The sequence below is a fragment of the Streptomyces sp. NPDC044719 genome (assembly GCF_056433405.1).
This window is the reverse complement of record NZ_JBWKHE010000004.1, coordinates 742,118-758,914: the sequence shown is the minus strand read 5'-3', so window position 1 is coordinate 758,914 and position 16,797 is coordinate 742,118. Positions and strand designations below refer to the sequence as shown.

The 16,797-nt window shown below is 69.3% G+C and carries 14 protein-coding genes; 6 read left to right on the top strand and 8 right to left on the bottom strand.

Annotated features, from left to right (window positions below):
• The first annotated feature begins 75 nt into the window (after positions 1-75).
• Positions 76-1,506, top strand: a complete 1,431-nt coding sequence (locus AC07DF_RS19425) for an Nramp family divalent metal transporter (RefSeq protein WP_478972292.1) — start codon at positions 76-78, stop codon at positions 1,504-1,506.
• Positions 1,507-1,567: 61 nt separating this feature from the next.
• Here AC07DF_RS19425 and AC07DF_RS19420 read toward each other — a convergent pair whose 3' ends face one another.
• The 3 genes from AC07DF_RS19420 to AC07DF_RS19410 form a co-directional block, all read right to left on the bottom strand.
• Complete coding sequence (locus AC07DF_RS19420) at positions 1,568-2,911, bottom strand: MFS transporter (protein ID WP_478972289.1); 1,344 nt, start codon at positions 2,909-2,911, stop codon at positions 1,568-1,570.
• A gap of 352 nt (positions 2,912-3,263) precedes the next feature.
• A complete protein-coding gene (locus AC07DF_RS19415) occupies positions 3,264-3,953 on the bottom strand; it encodes a maleylpyruvate isomerase family mycothiol-dependent enzyme (RefSeq protein WP_478972286.1) in 690 nt (229 codons plus the stop codon).
• Between the two features lie 30 nt (positions 3,954-3,983).
• Positions 3,984-4,493, bottom strand: a complete 510-nt coding sequence (locus AC07DF_RS19410; protein ID WP_478972283.1) for an N-acetyltransferase family protein — start codon at positions 4,491-4,493, stop codon at positions 3,984-3,986.
• 115 nt (positions 4,494-4,608) lie between these two features.
• Between AC07DF_RS19410 and AC07DF_RS19405 the strand changes: the two genes are divergently transcribed.
• Positions 4,609-5,268 (top strand): class I SAM-dependent methyltransferase, encoded by a 660-nt coding sequence (locus AC07DF_RS19405; RefSeq protein WP_478972280.1) that lies wholly within the window; start codon positions 4,609-4,611, stop codon positions 5,266-5,268.
• Between the two features lie 101 nt (positions 5,269-5,369).
• Here the strand turns inward: AC07DF_RS19405 and AC07DF_RS19400 are convergent, their stop codons facing one another.
• Together AC07DF_RS19400 and AC07DF_RS19395 are read right to left on the bottom strand one after the other, a co-directional pair.
• Positions 5,370-6,077 carry a GNAT family N-acetyltransferase gene (locus AC07DF_RS19400; RefSeq protein ID WP_478972277.1) on the bottom strand — a complete coding sequence of 236 codons (708 nt, stop codon included), beginning with the start codon at positions 6,075-6,077 and terminating at the stop codon, positions 5,370-5,372.
• A gap of 128 nt (positions 6,078-6,205) precedes the next feature.
• Positions 6,206-9,349 (bottom strand): alpha-L-rhamnosidase, encoded by a 3,144-nt coding sequence (locus tag AC07DF_RS19395; protein WP_478972274.1) that lies wholly within the window; start codon positions 9,347-9,349, stop codon positions 6,206-6,208.
• A 176-nt stretch (positions 9,350-9,525) separates the two neighbouring features.
• Between AC07DF_RS19395 and AC07DF_RS19390 the strand changes: the two genes are divergently transcribed.
• The 4 genes from AC07DF_RS19390 (at position 9,526) to AC07DF_RS19375 (ending at position 13,318) form a co-directional block, all read left to right on the top strand.
• Complete coding sequence (locus AC07DF_RS19390) at positions 9,526-10,563, top strand: LacI family DNA-binding transcriptional regulator (RefSeq protein WP_478972271.1); 1,038 nt, start codon at positions 9,526-9,528, stop codon at positions 10,561-10,563.
• 164 nt (positions 10,564-10,727) lie between these two features.
• Positions 10,728-11,432: a VanZ family protein gene (locus tag AC07DF_RS19385; RefSeq protein ID WP_478972268.1), complete on the top strand. Its 705-nt coding sequence runs from the start codon at positions 10,728-10,730 to the stop codon at positions 11,430-11,432.
• A 66-nt stretch (positions 11,433-11,498) separates the two neighbouring features.
• Positions 11,499-12,191 (top strand): response regulator transcription factor, encoded by a 693-nt coding sequence (locus AC07DF_RS19380; protein ID WP_478972265.1) that lies wholly within the window; start codon positions 11,499-11,501, stop codon positions 12,189-12,191.
• Positions 12,188-13,318, top strand: coding sequence for a sensor histidine kinase (locus tag AC07DF_RS19375; protein ID WP_478972263.1), 1,131 nt, complete (start codon positions 12,188-12,190; stop codon positions 13,316-13,318). Before AC07DF_RS19380 ends, AC07DF_RS19375 begins: the two co-directional genes overlap by 4 nt.
• A gap of 106 nt (positions 13,319-13,424) precedes the next feature.
• Here the strand turns inward: AC07DF_RS19375 and AC07DF_RS19370 are convergent, their stop codons facing one another.
• Genes AC07DF_RS19370 through AC07DF_RS19360 form a run of 3 tightly spaced genes read right to left on the bottom strand, consistent with a single transcriptional unit; the run spans position 13,425 to position 16,515 of the window.
• Positions 13,425-14,690 carry an ABC transporter substrate-binding protein gene (locus AC07DF_RS19370; protein ID WP_478972260.1) on the bottom strand — a complete coding sequence of 422 codons (1,266 nt, stop codon included), beginning with the start codon at positions 14,688-14,690 and terminating at the stop codon, positions 13,425-13,427.
• Between the two features lie 56 nt (positions 14,691-14,746).
• Complete coding sequence (locus tag AC07DF_RS19365) at positions 14,747-15,568, bottom strand: carbohydrate ABC transporter permease (RefSeq protein WP_478972257.1); 822 nt, start codon at positions 15,566-15,568, stop codon at positions 14,747-14,749.
• Positions 15,565-16,515 carry a carbohydrate ABC transporter permease gene (locus AC07DF_RS19360; RefSeq protein ID WP_478972254.1) on the bottom strand — a complete coding sequence of 317 codons (951 nt, stop codon included), beginning with the start codon at positions 16,513-16,515 and terminating at the stop codon, positions 15,565-15,567. Before AC07DF_RS19360 ends, AC07DF_RS19365 begins: the two co-directional genes overlap by 4 nt.
• Positions 16,516-16,797: the final 282 nt, after the last annotated feature.

Here is a 16,797-nt window from a genome sequence, read left to right as displayed (position 1 = left end):
CTCCCCCACCAGGACACACCTCTGTCCCCGTTCCGGATACCGGCGACGACGCCGGAAGATCCCCTAGGACCTGACATGGCCATCACGTCCCCCGACGGCGCCGCCGCGGCGCCGCCCCCCGCGCAGCCCGACCCGTACGCGCTGCGCGCCGAAGACGCCCGCCCGGCCCCCGACCGCTTCCGCGGCCGCCTGCGCCACCTCGGTCCCGGGCTCATCCTGTCCGCCGCGGTCGTCGGCTCCGGTGAACTGATCACCACCACCTCGCTCGGCGCGAAGGCGGGCTTCGCCCTGCTGTGGCTGGTGATCATCTCCACCGCGGTCAAGGTCTGGGTACAGATGGAGCTGGCCCGCTGGACCATCCTCAACGGCCGCCCCGCCCTGGACGGCTTCCGCGACGTCGGACCCCGCATCGGCCGCCTCAGCTGGATCAACTGGCTGTGGATCGGCATGGACTTCGCCAAGATGTTCCAGCGCGGCGGCATCATCGGCGGCACCGCGGCCGCCTGTTCCATCCTCTTCCCGATCCACGGCGGGTCGCTGAGCGGCACGTCCCTCACGATCTGGGCCGTGATCGTCACCGCCGCGGCCATCCTCATCCTCCAGACGGGCAAGTACCACGTCGTCGAGCGGGTCGAGGTCATCGGCATCACGCTCAAGACGGTGATCACCGTCGGCCTGGCGCTCGCCCTGCCGCTCACCGCGTACGGCTACGGCACCGAACAGCTCGCCGACGGGCTCAGCTTCCAGATCCCGGCCGGCACGGTCGGCATCGCCCTCGCGATGTTCGGCATCACCGGTGTCGGCGCCGACGAGATGACGACCTACACCTACTGGTGCCTGGAGAAGGGCTACGCCCGCTGGACCGGCCCCGACGACGGGACCGAGCAGCGCGCCCGGCGCGCTGAGGGCTGGCTCAAGGTCATGCGCCTCGATGTGGGTGTCTCCTGGTTCGTGTGCACCATCTGCACCCTGTCCTTCTACGTGATCGGCGCCTCCGTGCTGCATCCGCAGGGCCTGGTGCCCGAGGGCAACGACATGATCACCACGCTGTCGCACAGCTACACCGACACGCTCGGTCCCTGGGCCGAGTACCTCTTCCTGGGCGGCGCGATCTCCGTGCTCTTCTCGGTCACCGTCGCCTCGTCGGCCAGCGTCCCGCGGCTGTGGACCAACACCCTCGGTCTGCTCGGCGCGATCGACTGGAACGACATGCGCGTCCGCACCCGCACCATCCGAATCCTCACCTGCTGCCTGCCTCCGGTGTGGATGTCCTTCTTCCTGTGGGTCCAGTCCCCGGTCCTGATGGTGCAGATCGGCGGAATCGGCGGCGGCATCTTCCTCCTCGCCGTGGTCATCGCTGTCTGGCGCCTGCGCTACACCGGCGTCCCGCCGCGCTTCCGCACCAATCCCTGGATGACCGCCGCCCTCGTCCTCAGCAGCGCGGCGATTCTCTTCCTCGGGGTGTACGGCGTGCTCGAGACGCTGGGCTTCATGCCGGGCGACTGAACCGGCATGGATCTCCTCTCGGTTGACCGGGACGGAGGGCGACCAAGGAGCGACTGACGAGTCACCCGAGCTCGTCCTTCACCACCGCGGAGGGCATGGAGATCCGCCAGGTGACGCCCCCGGCCACGGCGAGCCCGGCGATGGCCAGGAAGCAGCTGGCGAGGAACGGGTCGGTGCCGTTCAGGGCAGGGGCGAACCCGATGCCGACGTAGAGCGTGACACCGGTGGAACCGCCCAGTTGATCGGCGGCTCGCTGGACGCCGGAGGCGATGCCCGCGTCGTCCTCGGTCACGCCGGTCACCGCGACGTACTGCAGCCCGACGAGTCCGAACCCCATCCCGGCAGCGATGAGCATCATGGCCGGGACCATCGCCGGACCGGTGGCCCCGAGGCACGAGACCAGCGCGATGGCGGCCATCGCCAGCACGGTGAAGCCGATCCCGGCCAGGACACAGGCCCGGGCGCCCCACCGTCGGAGCAGGCCAGGAACCAGCACCGAAGCCGCGATCAGGGACACCGCCAGAGGCAGCATCGTCACCCCGGCCTGGAGCGGTCCGGCGCCCGACCGGTCCTGCAGGTAGTAGGTGAACAGCAGGAACGACGTGGACAGTGCCGCACTCAACAGAGCCGTGGCGAGGTTGGCCAGGACACGCGGCCGATTGCGGAAGAACCGCTGCGGCACGAGCGGCTTCCGAGAACGGCGCTCGACCCGGACGAACAGGACCCCCGCTACTACAGCGCCGACGAGCGCCACCGGCGGCAGCCATGGCAACGCGCTGTCCGCCTCTCCCGCCTCGACGACGCCCAGCGTGAACAGCAGCGGAGCGGCGATCAGCAGGAGCGAACCGGGGAGGTCCAAAGGCGCGGGCTCATCAGGCCGTTCGTCCGGCACGAGAACGGCGGCCGCGGCGAGTACGACCAGGATGAAGGGAACGGACACCAGGAAGATCCACCGCCAGCCGAGCAGCTCGGTGATGATCCCGGAGACCACGAACCCTAGGACGAGGCCACAACTCGCGACGGCCGCCCACACGCTGAGCGCCCGTGACCTGCGCGGCCCCTCGGGGAACATGAGCACGATCACCGCCATCGCCGCCGGAAGCGCGATCGCTTCACCGGCACCCTGCAGCAGCCGCGCTGCCACCAGCACGGCGAAGGAGGGCGCGAGCCCGGCCAGCAAGGACGCGGCACCGAAGAGGGTGGTGCCGAGCAGGAGGATGCGACGCCTGCCGAGCACGTCGCCCAGCCGGCCGCCGAGCATCAGCAGCCCGCCCCCGGTGATCGTGTACCCGACGACGACCCAGGTCAGTGCGTGCCCGTCCACGCCGAAGCCGGCGCCGATCGAGGGCAGGGCGACATTGACCACGGTCACGTCCACCGCGATGAAGAACTGCAGCATGGCCATGCAGCACAACACCAGCCATGCACGCACCGTGGACGATCCGTCCCGGCGCGAAGAGAGAACGCCTGAAAACACCGAGTGCTCCGTTGCCCAGAAGAAGGTCCGAGCAGCACGAGCGTGCCGCTCCGGTTCAACCACGGAGCGACAGAACGTTCAACAAAGATGTGGTGAACGCCCCGCCGCTAGCGGAGCGTCCTCGTCACCGCGGCGCAAGCCGCGCACGAAGCACCGGACATACCGCCGATGCTACCGGAGCCGATGGGGCGGCGCCGGTCGGGCCGGTCGGGCCGGTCGGGCCGGTCGGGCCGTGGGAACCTGGACAACAGCACGGCTCCCCGCTGCCCCGGCGAAGACGTCATCCACGGTCCGTTCGCTGTGGCGGGTGAGGCGGCCAGGGCCCGAGTGCGGGCAGCCCCTCCGCCGCCACCGGGGCCATCGCAGGGGTACGCCCGGCGAGCCAGGCCGCCAGGTCGCGCACGCGTCCGGTGATCACCGTGCCCGGCTCTGCGTCGCCGACGGACCATTGGTGACACACGTCCTCGGCCCGCAGGCGCGTTCCCGCCGGAAGGCGGCCGAGCAGGAAGGCGATGGCATGGGCGGCCAGGTCCTCGGGCCAGTCGTCCGGCCGCACACCGCATTCCAGGTCGACCATGTGAATCCATGCCTCGCGCCAGCGCGCGAAGACCGTGGCGGCAAGGTCCGCGTTGCGGAAGGTGACGGGCCGGGCCCAGTCCACGTCGCCGGCGCGCGCCCAGGCCGCCTCCAGCCCGGCCGTGTGCGCGGCGAGTTCGGCACGGTGCTCGGCGGCGCTGCGGCCCGCTGTGGCCTCGATGATCGCGTTGCGCTCGTCCACCCCGCCGTCGTATCCCGCCACGAGCTCACCGCGCAGGGCGTGCTCCGCGAGACGGGCGAACATTCTCGCGTTGTCGGTGAGATGCGCCAGAACGTGGCCGCGTGACCAGCCCGGAAGGGCGGATGCCTCGGCCACCTGCTGGTCGTCCAGCCCGGCCACGAGCCTTTGCAGCACCCCGTGGGCTTCGATCACCGCTGCGACTGGAGGTTGCATGCCCCCGCCCTACAGAGCCTGGATCGGGTCGAGGCCGTCCGGGACTTGGGCAGCGAGTTCCCTGAGGGGCTCACCGCTCAGCCGGCAGACCCTCCACTCGTCGAGGAAGTCCACGCCGAGCGACTTGTAGAAGTCGATCGTCGGCTCGTTCCAGGCCAGAACCCACCACTCGAAGCGCTCGTAGCCCCTCCGCTCGCAGATCGCGGCCAGAGAGGCGAGCAGAGCCTTGCCGTGTCCCCCGCCCCGGGCCTGCGGCCGCACGAAGAGGTCCTCCAGGTGCATACCGCGCGTGCCGGTCCAGGACGAGAAACGGGGGACCCACAGCGCGAAGCCCACTGCCTCACCCGTCTCGTCGTCCTCGGCGATCAGCGCGAAGGCAGCGGGATGCTCCCCGAACATCGCCTCCCGGAGCTGCTCCTCGGTCGCCCGGGCCTGATCACCAGACCTTTCGTACTCGGCGAGTTCACGGATCATCGCGCGGATCTCCGCGACGTCGTTCACAGTGGCGGCACGGATCATGCCGGAGATCATCGGTCACGGAACCATGGCGTGTCCATCCAATTCCGCTTACGTGCCTGGAGGTTGTCCAGTGGTGGTTGACCTTGCCTCAGGGGCAGGGCTGATCCTTCTGGTCATGAGCAGCGATGACGATGCCCTCCTGGCGGAGCAGATGGCCTACTACCGCGCGGCGGCGGCCGAGTACGACCGGCCGTATGCGGAGCTGGAGGAACTGCGACGGCTGCTGAGCGTGGTCGATGACCTTCCGATCAGCGGAGATGTGCTGGAGCTCGCCTGTGGAACAGGTCAGTGGACCCCGAAGCTCGCGGGCCGGGCCAGGTCCGTGACAGCCGTGGACGCGGCTACCGAGGTGCTCGCCATCGCTCGTGCGCGCACGCCCTTCCCCAACGTTCGGTTCCTTCAGGCCGACTTGTTCGAGTGGCAGCCGTCGCGGCGCTACGACACGGTGTTCTTCGCCTTCTGGCTCTCCCATGTTCCGCCGACACGGTTGCCCGGCTTCTGGAGCACCATCGCCGCCCTGCTCGCACCCGGAGGCAAGATGATCTTCATCGACGACGGGCCTCCCGCCGCCGCTAGCGAGGAAGGCGTCATGGACGGGCCCGTTCCCACGGTGTTGCGCCGACTCGACGACGGCAGCCGGTGCCGCATCGTGAAGGTGTTCCATGACGCCCGGCAACTCGCGGGCGACCTCACAGCGCTGGGATGGGCTGTCCACGTCCGGGCCCTGGACGGCAACATCATCGGCATCGCGGAACCACCGACCTGCCCCGCCTGACTGCCTCGTCTCAGTGGCGCTACGACTGGAGCCGATCGACCGGGGTGTCGGCCCAGCGGGTCAGGACGCGGCTCTCCTCGGCGGCCGTCAGGCCGTGTGTCTCACGGAGTGCGGAACCCGCGGAACGTCACATGCTTCCGGGTCTCGAATCCGAGCCGCTCGTAGAGCGCGATCGCGCCGGTGTTCGCCTCGGCCACGTGCAGGAAGGGACGTTCGCCCCGGCCCACGATGCGCGCGACGAGCGCGCGCACCAGACGGGCGGCGTGGCCTTGCCCGCGTGCCTCGGGAGCGGTGCAGACAGCGCTGATCTCGGTCCACCCGGGAGGCCGGAGCCGCTCCCCCACCATCGCCACCAATGTGTCGCCGTCGCGGATGCCGAGATAGGTGCCGAGTTCATGGGTGCGCGGCCAGAACGGCCCCGGCCGGGTCCGCTCGACGAGGCCGAGCATCCCGGGCACGCTCTCATCGCCCAGCTGGACCACGGCGGGGTTGAGTTCGGTACGAGACGCATCCGTACGGCTGTCGCCGGTCCAGATCATCTGGCGGCCCTCGAGGACGAAGACCGGCTCCCAGTCCGGCGGCGGCGTCGCCGGGCAGCTGAACATGTCAGCGAACTCGCCCCGCCCCAGCAGCCTGGCGAGCTCACCCCACTCCTCGGAGTCCGCCTCTGCGGACACCGCGGAAAAGGTCGCGACTCCCGGCAGGTAGGTGACCGCCCGGCCCAGTCGGCGAGCGAGATGCCCGTGGTGGCCCCGGAGCGATTCCCCCACCGGGTCGTCCAGTGCGACGACGTCGCGGAAACCTGTCATCGTGCTGCGCTGCTCCTGCTCATGGTCGAAGTCGGCCGCCCCCGACCGACACGGTGGAATCGAACACCGGCGGACCATCGTAATCAGCCCCGGTTTTCAAGAAGGCGGGGCATGCGCCGGCAGCGACATCAGCGCAGCGCCGCGGTCAGTCGGTACCGCCCGGACGGCAGACGGTACGCGCACACCCCGTCGGCGAATCCGAGGAAACGCACTCCGGACACCTGCGCCAGCGGGGTGCGTCCCTCGCGGACGGCATCGGCGGAGGTGGCGGGAAGGCGCAGGGTCGCCTCGCTGTTGGCGGGCACCGCGGCCTCGTACTCCAGGGCCCGTCCCGCCTCGACGACCTCCCACGCGCTTCGGATCTCGCCGTACGGCGACTCGTACGAGCCCGCCACCCGCGTGATCCTGCCCGTGGGATCGAGGTGGGGCCGCAGCAGGAAGTGCTTGAAGCCGGGGCTGTCCGGGTCGCGGGCGATGCCGGCCATGTGCGTGTACATCCACTCCATGATCGCGCCGTAGGCGTAGTGGTTGAAGGAGTTCATGCTGACCGGGCCGAAGCCCGCGTCCTCGGAGTAGGAGTTCCAGCGCTCCCAGACGGTGGTGGCGCCGTTCTTCACCGAGTACAGCCAGGACGGCAGGGCGTCCTGGTGGAGCAGTTCGTACGCCAGGTCGGTGCGGCCCTCGTCGGAGAGGACGGGGGCCAGGACGTTGACGCCCAGGAAGCCGACGGACAGCGTGTTCTCGGCGTACTTGACCCGGCTGCTGTCCGGGTGCGCCGCCTTGTAGGCCGCGTCATTGCCGATGTTGTCGGCCAAGTGCCCGACGAGCGCGCGCCGTTGTGCCTGCGTCTCGTAGAACCCGAGCTTGAGGACCCAGAGCAGCGCGGTCTGGCTGTTGTCCTCCGTCTTCTGGTCGGGGTCGGCGCCGGGTTCGATCGGGGAGGCGTCGCCGAGGCTGGACTTCACCGTGACCCGGCCGCCCTCGGTGCTCAGGTACTTGGCGATGAACGCCTGCCGGATGCGCCCGAAGAGGCTCTGGTACGCCTCCGCTTCCGCAGTCCGGCCGATCGCCCGGGCCATCCGCGCCATCAACCGCGCGGAGTAGCCGTAGTAGACGTCGCTCATGAGCTGGGCGCTGGTCTGCTGTGGTGCCAGCCAGTCGCCGGTGAGGGACCCCTGGCCGGCGTAGGTGTCACCGGTCTGCTCACGGATCCAGTCCAGATAGCGGGTCATCGCCGGCCAGCTGCTCTCGACGATGGTCGTGTCACCCGTCATCTGCCACACGGTCCACGGGAGGACGACGCCGCAGTCCGCCCAACCGCTGCCGCCACCGGGGAAGTTGTAGCGTCCGCCGGGAGCCACTCCGGTGAACTGTGCCTTGTCCGCGCCGTAGATGGTCTGGGAGTCGACGACGGTGTCCTGGAAGTGGCCGAGGAAGACACCGGAGTCCGCGTTGTACAGGCCGGTCGTGGCGAAGACCTGGGTGTCGCCGGTCCAGCCGAGGCGTTCGTCGCGCTGGGGGCAGTCGGTGGGCACCCAGAGGTAGTTGCCGCGCTGGCCCCAACGGATGTTGCTCATCAGCCGGTTGATGTCGGCGTCGTTCGTGGTGAGGGTGCCGGTCTCGCGGATCGCGGATGTGGCGGTCCTGCCGGTCAGACCGGTGATCGTGACGGTGTCCGTCGCGGTGACGGAAACGTAGCGGAAACCGTAGAAGGTCAGTGAGTCCTGATGGGTCTCGCCCTTCCGGTCGCCCTTGAGGATGTAGGTGCTGGTGGCCTTGGCGCTGCGGAGGTTGGCCCGGTAGACGGAGCCCTCGGGGCCGTCCGCGCCGGCGCTGTCGTCGTTGAGCATCTCGCCGAACCTGAACTCGGCCCGGGCGCCGGCCGGGCCGCGCAGGTGGTAGCGGGCGACGCCGACCATGTTCTGGCCGAGGTCGAAGACGGCGGTCTCGCCGCTGCCGATCGTCACCGAGGCGGAGGCCGCCTGCTCAGGGTCGGTCACCGTCCGGGCGGGGTCCACGACGATGCGCCCCTTGCCGTTGGGGCTGTCCTCCTGGCCGGTCACTCCGGTGGCTACGGTGATCGACCGGGGCCGACGGTCCCACTTCGGCATGATGCGCGCCGTCTCGGCCGGGTAGGCGAGGAGCTGGACGCCCGGGTACTTGTCCTCGAAGGCGACCCGTGCCACGTCGCCCCACGCGCTGTCGTCGAATCCGGGGGCCGTCCAGCCGGGCAGTTCCTTCCGGGCGTCGTAGGTCTGGCCGTCGTAGATGTCGTCGGCCCGGAAGGGGCCGGTGTCCGTGGCTTTCCAGGTGCCGTCCGGCTCGGTGACGACCGTCTGCGCCGTGCCGTCGGCGTACCGGATCAGCAGCTTGGCCTTGACCGCGAGGGCGTTGCCGTCCTTCGAGTAGTACGTGCTGCCCTCGGAGACCCGGCCGTTGTACCAGCCGTTGCCCAGGACGAAGGCGAGGGTGACCGCTTCTTCCCGCGCCACGAGATCCGTGACGTCGTACGTCAGGTAATTGACGCGCGCGTCGTAGTTGGTCCAGCCCGGGGGCAGCAGTTCGATCGTGGTGCCGCCGTCCTGCGGGACGGTCACATGTCGTCCGTTGACGTAGGCGTCGTAGACCCCGAGAGCAGAGACGTACAGCCGTGCCTCACGTACCCGCCGCCGGCCGTCGGTCCTGAGGTGTGTCTTGAGGGGGGTCTCCCTCCGCAGCATGGGAGCACCGGCCGAGCCGGGCTCTTTCCCCTTCATCCCGATCCACTGCGCGCCGTCCCATCCGGCCACACCGTCGGTGCTCATCAGGCCGGTCTCGAAGGTGGACGGGAACGCGACACCGACCGGGCGGCCTTCGGCGTCCCAGACGGTGACGGTCCAGTGGTATTGGGTGGAGGCGTCGAGCGGCTTGCCCGCGTAGCGGACGGCGACGGAATCGGAGGAGCGGACGCGTCCGCTGTTCCAGAGGTCAGCGCGAGCGGGAGACAGTTTGCCGGGCGAGCTTGCCACGAGGATCTGGTACGACCCTTGGCTCCGGCCGCGGGTCGTGGCCCGTATGCGCCACCCGAAGCGCGGCCTGCTCGCGTCCATGCCCAGGGGATCGGTGCGGTGTTCGACGGTCAGCGCCCCCACCGCGTGGCCCTTGGGAAGCCGGGACGGCTCCGCGGCGGCGGCACTCGTTCCGCCTCCCGGGACACCGGCCCCGGCCCCTACCGACACGGCTCCGGCCGTCGCGGCGAGCACGGTCCGACGACGCACTGCATCATGACTCACGCCTGCTTCCTCCGGGTGCTGAATCGATTCAAAATTCAGGTCGCGTCACCATCCGGCCATCGATGGGTAACGTTTTACGAAGAGATGTGGGCCCGACCCTAGAGAGCGCCCTGCGGGGCGTCAAGGCGCCGGGCATACACTCGGCGGCAACGTTTTCCAGAGAGGCGAGGGACCGGATGGAGCCGCCAGCACTGCGTCGCAGGGTCACCATCGTCGACGTGGCACGTCACGCCCAGGTCTCCACGACCGCCGTGTCGAAGGTGCTGCGCAATGCCTATGGCGCCAGCCCCGAGATGCATGCCAAGGTGCGGCGCGCGATCGACGAGTTGGGCTACCGGCCGCACGCCGGCGCCAGGGCGTTGCGCGGTCAGACGTACACCATCGGCGTGATGCTGCCCGACATCCGCAACCCCTTCTTCCCCGAGATCCTCGACGGCATCACGGGTTCACTGGAGGACACCGAGTACCAGGTGTTCCTCGGGCCGGGCTGCAACGGCGAGAAGGCGGAGGCCCGCGTCACCGAGGCGATGATCGACCGCGGCATGGACGGTATCGTCCTGGTCGCCCCCGTCTCCCCGCGAGCCCGCCTCGAACACGTCGCCTCCGCCGTGCCGACCGTCGTCATCGGCCGCCACGGGTCGTCCCCGCTCTACGACACCGTGACCGACGACGACATCGAGGGCGCGTCCCTGGTCGTCGGCCACCTCGCCGGTCTCGGGCACCGCAGGATCTCCCACATCGAGCACCACGAAACCGATCCCGCGCGTCTCGCGGAGATGCCCAACGCCCGGCGCGCCGACGGATACCGGCAGGCCATGCGGGCGCACGGCCTGGAGGAATGGACCGACGTCGTGTCCACCAGCTACACCCAGGAAGGCGGGTACGAGGGCGCGCAGCGGCTGCTGGCCCGTCCGCACCGGCCCACGGCCGTCTTCGCCGGAGCGGACATCGTCGCCATGGGGGTACTCGAAGCGGTCGCCGAGGCCGGTCTTTCCGTACCCGGCGACATCTCCGTGGCCGGCTACGACAACACCACCTTCGCCGCGTTCGGGCCCATCTCCCTGACCAGCGTCGACCAAGCAGGACACGAGATGGGCAGGAACGCCGTACGTCTCCTGCTGGACCGGATCGCCGACCGACACAAGCAGTCGACCCGGGTCATGCTCTCCCCCGCGCTCGTGCCACGCCGGACCACGGCCCCGCCGTCCACGTAGGCCGGCTGGCCGGCCCACGCCTGGCGGGGTGTACGACTTCCCTGTCCGACGCGTATCTCGGTGTGCTGCAAGCGGTACTTGGCCGTCTCGTCGGATTCCGCGTATCGCGGGCGTATCGGAATTCGCCTACGCCGCGGCAACAGTCCGCTGCTTCCAATGGGGGCATGAACCGCGACACAACCCGGTCGATACCCCTCCGCCGCACGAGCAGGATCGTGTTCGGCACCATGGCGATCCTCGGCGTGGCGAGCGCCGCGTTCGTCGTGCGGCGACCGCTCCTGATGTCCGCTCCGACGTGCATGGCGGGGCGGTGGCACGGCTGCTTCGACACGTTCAACGGTGTGGTGCTCATGACGCTGGTCGCGCTGCCGTTGGCCGCGCTGGTGGTGTGGGCGCTGGCGCGGCGTCGGCGTGCCGCCGGCGTCGTATCGGCGGGGCGGATGTCGCTGGCCGAGGTGGGAATGGTCCACGGGACGGTGCCGTTCCTGTGGCTGACCATGATGCCGGGCGCCGGGGCCGGCAGTGTCCCCGGCAGGTTCAGCCTGGTGCCGCTGCGGGACCTGGTCACGATGGGGCCGCTCGGGATCGCAGGCAACTTGCTGGTCTTCGCGTCGCTGGGGTTCTTCGCCCCCATGCGGTTCGCGGCACTGGCGTCCGTGCCGCGGATCCTGGCGCTCGGGGCGGGCTGCTCGGCCCTGGTCGAAACCGCACAGTACGTCCTGCGCCTCGACCGGGTGTCGTCCGTGGACGACGTCCTGGTCAACGCCACCGGTGCCGTGCTGGCCGCACTGGCGTCACGCCGCTGGTGGCGCACTCCGGCACACGCCCCGTCGAACGAGCCCCGCCCCGCGCCGGCTCCGGCAGGCTGAGTCGCGCGTCCCGGGCACAAGTTTTTGATATGTCAGCCATATGTTGTGCTGCTTAGGCTTCGGAACATGCGCGTACTGATCGTGGAGGACGAGCCCTACTTGGCCGAAGCCGTCCGTGACGGTCTGCGGCTGGAGGCGATCGCCGCCGACATCGCCGGCGACGGCGACTCCGCCCTGGAACTGCTCGGCGTCAACTCCTACGACCTCGCCGTCCTCGACCGGGACATCCCCGGCCCCTCCGGCGACGAGGTCGCCCGGCACATCGTCGCCTCCGGCAGCGGCATCCCGATCCTCATGCTCACCGCAGCCGACCGGATCGACGACAAGGCCTCCGGGTTCGGGCTCGGTGCCGACGACTACCTCACCAAACCGTTCGAGCTGCGGGAGCTCGTCCTGCGGCTGAGAGCGCTCGACCGCAGACGCGCGTACGCCAGGCCGCCGGTCCGCGAGGTCGAGGGCCTGCGGCTCGACCCCTTCCGGCGGGAGGTCTTCCGCGACGGACGCTACGTCGCGCTCACCCGCAAGCAGTTCGCCGTGCTGGAAGTCCTCGTCGCCGCCGGGGGCGGGGTCATCAGCGCCGAAGAGCTGCTGGAACGGGCCTGGGACGAGAACGCCGACCCCCTCACCAACGCCGTGCGCATCACCGTCTCCGCACTGCGCAAGCGGCTCGGCGAACCATGGATCATCGCCACGGTGCCCGGCGTCGGCTACCGGATCGACACCGGCATGGACACCTCCCACCCCGGCAGTACTCCGTGAACAGGCGCCCAGGGCTCAGCGCCAGGATGAAACTCACCATCAGCTATGCCGGATTCCTCCTCATCGCCGGCACTCTCCTGCTGGCCGTGGTGTGGGTGTTCGTGCTGCGCTGGCTCCCGACCGACGACCCCAGGTCCATCAGGAGAACGTTCGGCGGCGTGATCTTCATCGGGCCCAACCGCGCCGACCTGCTGCGCGGCTTCGCCCCCGCCGCGGCGCTCGCCCTGGCCTTCCTGTTCGTGTTCGGCCTCCTGGGAGGATGGATCCTCGCCGGCCGGATGCTCGCACCGCTCACACGGATCGCGGACGCCGCACGGGCGGCCGGGAACGGGTCACTGTCCCACCGGATCCACTTGAAGGGCCGCCAGGACGAATTCCGTGAGCTGTCCGACGTGTTCGACTCGATGCTCGACCAACTCGAGTCCCACGTCGCCGAACAGCAGAGGTTCGCCTCGAACGCCTCCCATGAACTGCGCACCCCGCTGGCGATCTCGCGGACGCTCCTCGACGTGGCCCGCAAGGATCCCACACGGGACCACGGCGAACTCATCGAGCGCCTCCACGCGGTCAACACGCGAGCGATCGACCTCACCGAGGCACTCCTGCTGCTCAGCCGCAGCGAGCGCGACAGCTTCACCCGCGAGCCCGTCGACCTCTCCCTCATCGCCGAAGAAGCCGCTGAAACGCTGCTTCCCCTCGCCGAGAAACGCCAGATCACGCTCGATGTCACCGGTAGGACCACACAGACCGTCGGCTCCGCGGCACTCATCCTGCGCATGGTGACCAACCTGGTCCAGAACGCCATCGTCCACAACCTCCCCGCCGGCGGCACCGTAACGATCCACACCGAGCCGCACCACGACGCGAGCGTGCTGCGGGTCGAGAACACGGGCCATCCGCTCCCGCCGGAACTGGTACCGACTCTCACCCGACCGTTCCGACGCGGAATAGAACGCGTACGCACCGACGAGCACGCCGGTGTCGGCCTGGGGCTGGCCATCGTGCACAGCATTGTCCGGGCCCACGACGGCACCCTCGACCTCACACCGCGCCCCACCGGAGGTCTCCGCGTCACGATTCGACTCCCCGGCACACCACAGGCATCGTCCCCGAGCGGGACCCACTAGATCGTTGACCGGAAGCTCAGTGCAGACCAGGGCGACGCTACTGGGGTGTTCGTCCCCCGGTCCGGGGCGGAGACGCACCACGCGCCTGACAGGGCAATCACGCGTCTCAGCTGCCGGCTCGGTAGTCGGCGTCCATTTCCTTCAGGACCTTGCCGGGGGTGGACTGGCCGCTGAAGACCTCTTGGAGGCCGCTGAGCATGGTCTGCTGGACCTTGGCGTTGGGCCAGAGCTGGTCCATGAACGGCACGGTGCGGTTCGCCTTGACGAACGTGGCGAGTTCGGTCAGGGACGGGTCGACCGCATAGCCCGTGTCGGGCAGGGCAGGAAGGCTGCCCTGCTTCTTCGCGAACAGGTTCATGCCCTCGGGCGACATCACGAAGTTCACGAACTTCAGGGCCAGGTCCTCGTTCTTCGTCTTGGCGTTGACGCCGTAACCGGCGCCCGCTGCGGCCGGGATGAGGGTCGCCGAGGGGTCGTCGGTGGCCGGCAGCGCCTTGAAGGTGAAGGTGCCCTTCGGGTTCTTCCCCTTGAGGAGGGCGATCACCCAGTTGCCCTGCACGATGCCGAGGGTCTTGCCGGAGGCGGCGAGCTGCTGACTGGCCTCGTAGTTGGTGCCGAGGGGGTTCTGCTGGAAGCAGCCGGTCTTCTCCATCGTCAGGTACTTGTCCAGGGCGGTGGTCCAGGGCGACTTCGCGAAGGTGGCCCGACCGGCCTGCATCTTCTGGTCGAAGTCGCGGTCGGGGCCGTAGACGGTCGTGGCGACCAGCGCGTACTGGACGAGCTGGGTCACCCAGTTGTCCTGGTTGCCCAGGGCGAAGGCGGGGGTTCCCTTGGCCTTCGCGGCCTTGCAGAAGTTCAGCAGTTCGCTCCAGGTGTCCGGCGGGGTGAGTCCGGCCTTGTCCATGGCCTGCTGGTTGTAGACGGCGCCGATGCCGTTCTGCCCGAAGATCGCGGTGTAGGTCTTGCCGTCGTACTGGGCGACGGTCCTGATCGCCTCGGGCATCTTGGCGGCCCAGGGCTGGTCAGAGAGATCGCGCAGATAGCCGGGTTCGGCCAGGACGTGGGTGGCGCCGGGGTTGCCGTTGCCCGGCCAGACCGACATCACGTCGGGTGCGGTGCCCGACGCGAGCTGGGTACGGATCTGCTGCTGGTACTGGTCGGCGCCGCTGGTGGTGTAGCGGACCTTGACGCCCGGGTTGGCCTTCTCGAAGGCCTTCACGACGTCTTCGACGGAGCCCTGGTCGACCGAGGCCAGCGTCAGCGTCTTCGATCCGCCGCCGGAGTCGCCGGCCTTGGTGCCGCCTCCGCAGGCGACCAGAAAGGCCGTCAGCGTCACACCGGCCAGAAGGGCCGTGGGTATGCGTGTCTTCATGATGTCTCCCTGGGAGGAACGGCCGCGGCCGTGCGGGCGGGCCGGAGGGTGCGGGTTCATCCCCGCAGCCCGCCCGCGAAGCCGTTGATGATGCTGCGCTGCAGCAGGAAGTAGACGATCAGGACGGGCAGGACGCTGATCACGAGTGCGGCGAAGATGAGGTTCCAGTCGGTGACGTACTGGCCGACGAACCCGGCGATGGCGACCGGCAGGGTCTGCTGGTCGCTGCCGCTGAGGTACAGCAGCGGAGTGAAGAAGTCGTTCCACACGGCGACCGCGTTGAGCACCAGCGCCGTCACTGTGATCGGCTTGAGCATCGGCAGCACCACGTACCGGAAGCCCTGCCAAGGTGTGCAGCCGTCGATCAGGGCGGCGTCCTCGAAGTCGCGGGGCAGGGCCCGCAGGAAGCCGGTGTAGAGGAAGACCGTGAACGGCACTTGGAGCCCGGAGTAGAAGAGGACCAGTCCCCACGGGGTGCCGAGCAGGCCCATGTCACGCATGGTCTGGTAGAGCGGCAGCGAGGCCAGCTGGAAGGGCAGGACGAGACCGAGCAGGACCAGCAGGTACCCCCCTCGGGACCAGCGGGCGGTGACACGGGCCAGCGGGTACGCGGCGAAGGACGAGACGGCCAGTACGACGGCGACGCCGCACGCCGTCACCAGCACGCTGTTGGCGAGCGCCCCGCCGAGCGCGCCCTGCTGCCAGGCCTGGCTGAAGTTTTCCAGGGTCGGCGAGGCCGTCGGCGCGATGGGCGAGGAGGTGTCCGAGGCCGGCCGTACGGCGAGGTTGACCAGGACGTACACCGGGAAGCCGATGAAGAGCGCGGCGGTGATCATCGCCAGTTCGAGGGCGAGGGTGCGGGGGCGGTAGCGGTTCATGACGCGGCCCTCTCGTTGCGGGACAGCGCGACGTACTGCCCGGTGGAAACGACCGCGACGATGATCGTCAGCACCACCGCGAGCGCGATGCTGTAGCCGAACTCGCCCAGTGTGAAGGCGTCTTTGTAGATCAGCGTCGAAATGGTCTCGGTGGCGTGCCCCGGTCCGCCGCCGGTCAACGCGTACACCTGGTCGAAGAGCTTGATCCCGCCGATGATCGACAACATCAGGTTGATGGTGAACGCCGGTGCCAGCAGCGGCCGGGTCACCGACCAGAAGCGCCGAACGGGACCGGCGCCGTCGATCGCCGCCGCCTCGTGGATCTCCTTGGGCACCGACTGGAGTCCGGCCAGGAAGATGACCATGGAGTAGCCCGCGTACTGCCAAACGATGACGGCGACCAGGGCCCACAGCGCGAGGTCCGGGCTGCCCAGCCAGTCCTGCCGCAGTCCGTCCAGCCCCACGGCGCCCAGCAGGCTGTTGACGGCGCCCTGCGGGCCGAGCAGGTTGCGCCAGAGGTAGGCGGTCACGATCGGGGTGATCACGGCCGGTGCGAACAGGAACACCCTGAGCACGTTGCGGGACCTGATGGCCGTGTTGACCCCGAGGGCCAGCAGCAGGCCGAGGCCGTTCTGGAAGACCGTGATCGACACGGCGATCAGCAGGGTGTGCCAGACCGCCTGCTTGGCGTCGGCGTCGCCGGCCATGGCGGTGAAGTTGTCCAAGCCCACGAAGGAGAAGTCGGGGTCGAGGCCGTCCCAGTCGGTGAAGGCGTAGTACACACCGCGGGCACTCGGCACCAGGACGACGAAGGCGAACAGCAGCAGGGCGGGAGCGGCGAACCACCAGGAGGGTCTGGCGCGAGGGCGGCGCGGTGCCCTGACCGCCGGCGCCGTGCGGGGCATGCGGTCGTGGTCCGGCAGGTGCTCGTGCGGGGCCAGGGTCACGGGCGGACCTCTTCCTTGAAACGTTTCAAAAGGCGCGGCGCGATCGAGGTGTGGCCGACTAGGCGACGTGTGGCCACCGGCCGTGTTCAGGTCTGGAGGGTATGGTCGGGCACCGGCGTCGAACACCCGTGGAGCCCCTGCTTCGTGGGTAACGTTTCCCAACAAGTGCTGCCAGACCCTAGAGAGCGTCCCGCATGCCGTCAAGAGGCCGCGCACGCTGCATAGCTGTTACGTGTGCCCAGGGGTTGATCCGCGAGACGGCCCAGGAGGATCACGCCGTTG

Bases quoted from the DNA above. Each gene is read 5' to 3' on its own strand.
- AC07DF_RS19420 (WP_478972289.1), bottom strand. From the start codon at position 2,911: ATGGCCATGCTGCAGTTCTTCATCGCGGTGGACGTGACCGTGGTCAAT.
- AC07DF_RS19390 (WP_478972271.1), top strand. From the start codon at position 9,526: ATGGAGCCGCCAGCACTGCGTCGCAGGGTCACCATCGTCGACGTGGCA.
- AC07DF_RS19370 (WP_478972260.1), bottom strand. From the start codon at position 14,690: ATGAAGACACGCATACCCACGGCCCTTCTGGCCGGTGTGACGCTGACG.
- AC07DF_RS19385 (WP_478972268.1), top strand. From the start codon at position 10,728: ATGAACCGCGACACAACCCGGTCGATACCCCTCCGCCGCACGAGCAGG.
- AC07DF_RS19425 (WP_478972292.1), top strand. From the start codon at position 76: ATGGCCATCACGTCCCCCGACGGCGCCGCCGCGGCGCCGCCCCCCGCG.
- AC07DF_RS19400 (WP_478972277.1), bottom strand. From the start codon at position 6,077: ATGACAGGTTTCCGCGACGTCGTCGCACTGGACGACCCGGTGGGGGAA.
- AC07DF_RS19365 (WP_478972257.1), bottom strand. From the start codon at position 15,568: ATGAACCGCTACCGCCCCCGCACCCTCGCCCTCGAACTGGCGATGATC.
- AC07DF_RS19380 (WP_478972265.1), top strand. From the start codon at position 11,499: ATGCGCGTACTGATCGTGGAGGACGAGCCCTACTTGGCCGAAGCCGTC.
- AC07DF_RS19410 (WP_478972283.1), bottom strand. From the start codon at position 4,493: ATGATCCGTGCCGCCACTGTGAACGACGTCGCGGAGATCCGCGCGATG.
- AC07DF_RS19405 (WP_478972280.1), top strand. From the start codon at position 4,609: ATGAGCAGCGATGACGATGCCCTCCTGGCGGAGCAGATGGCCTACTAC.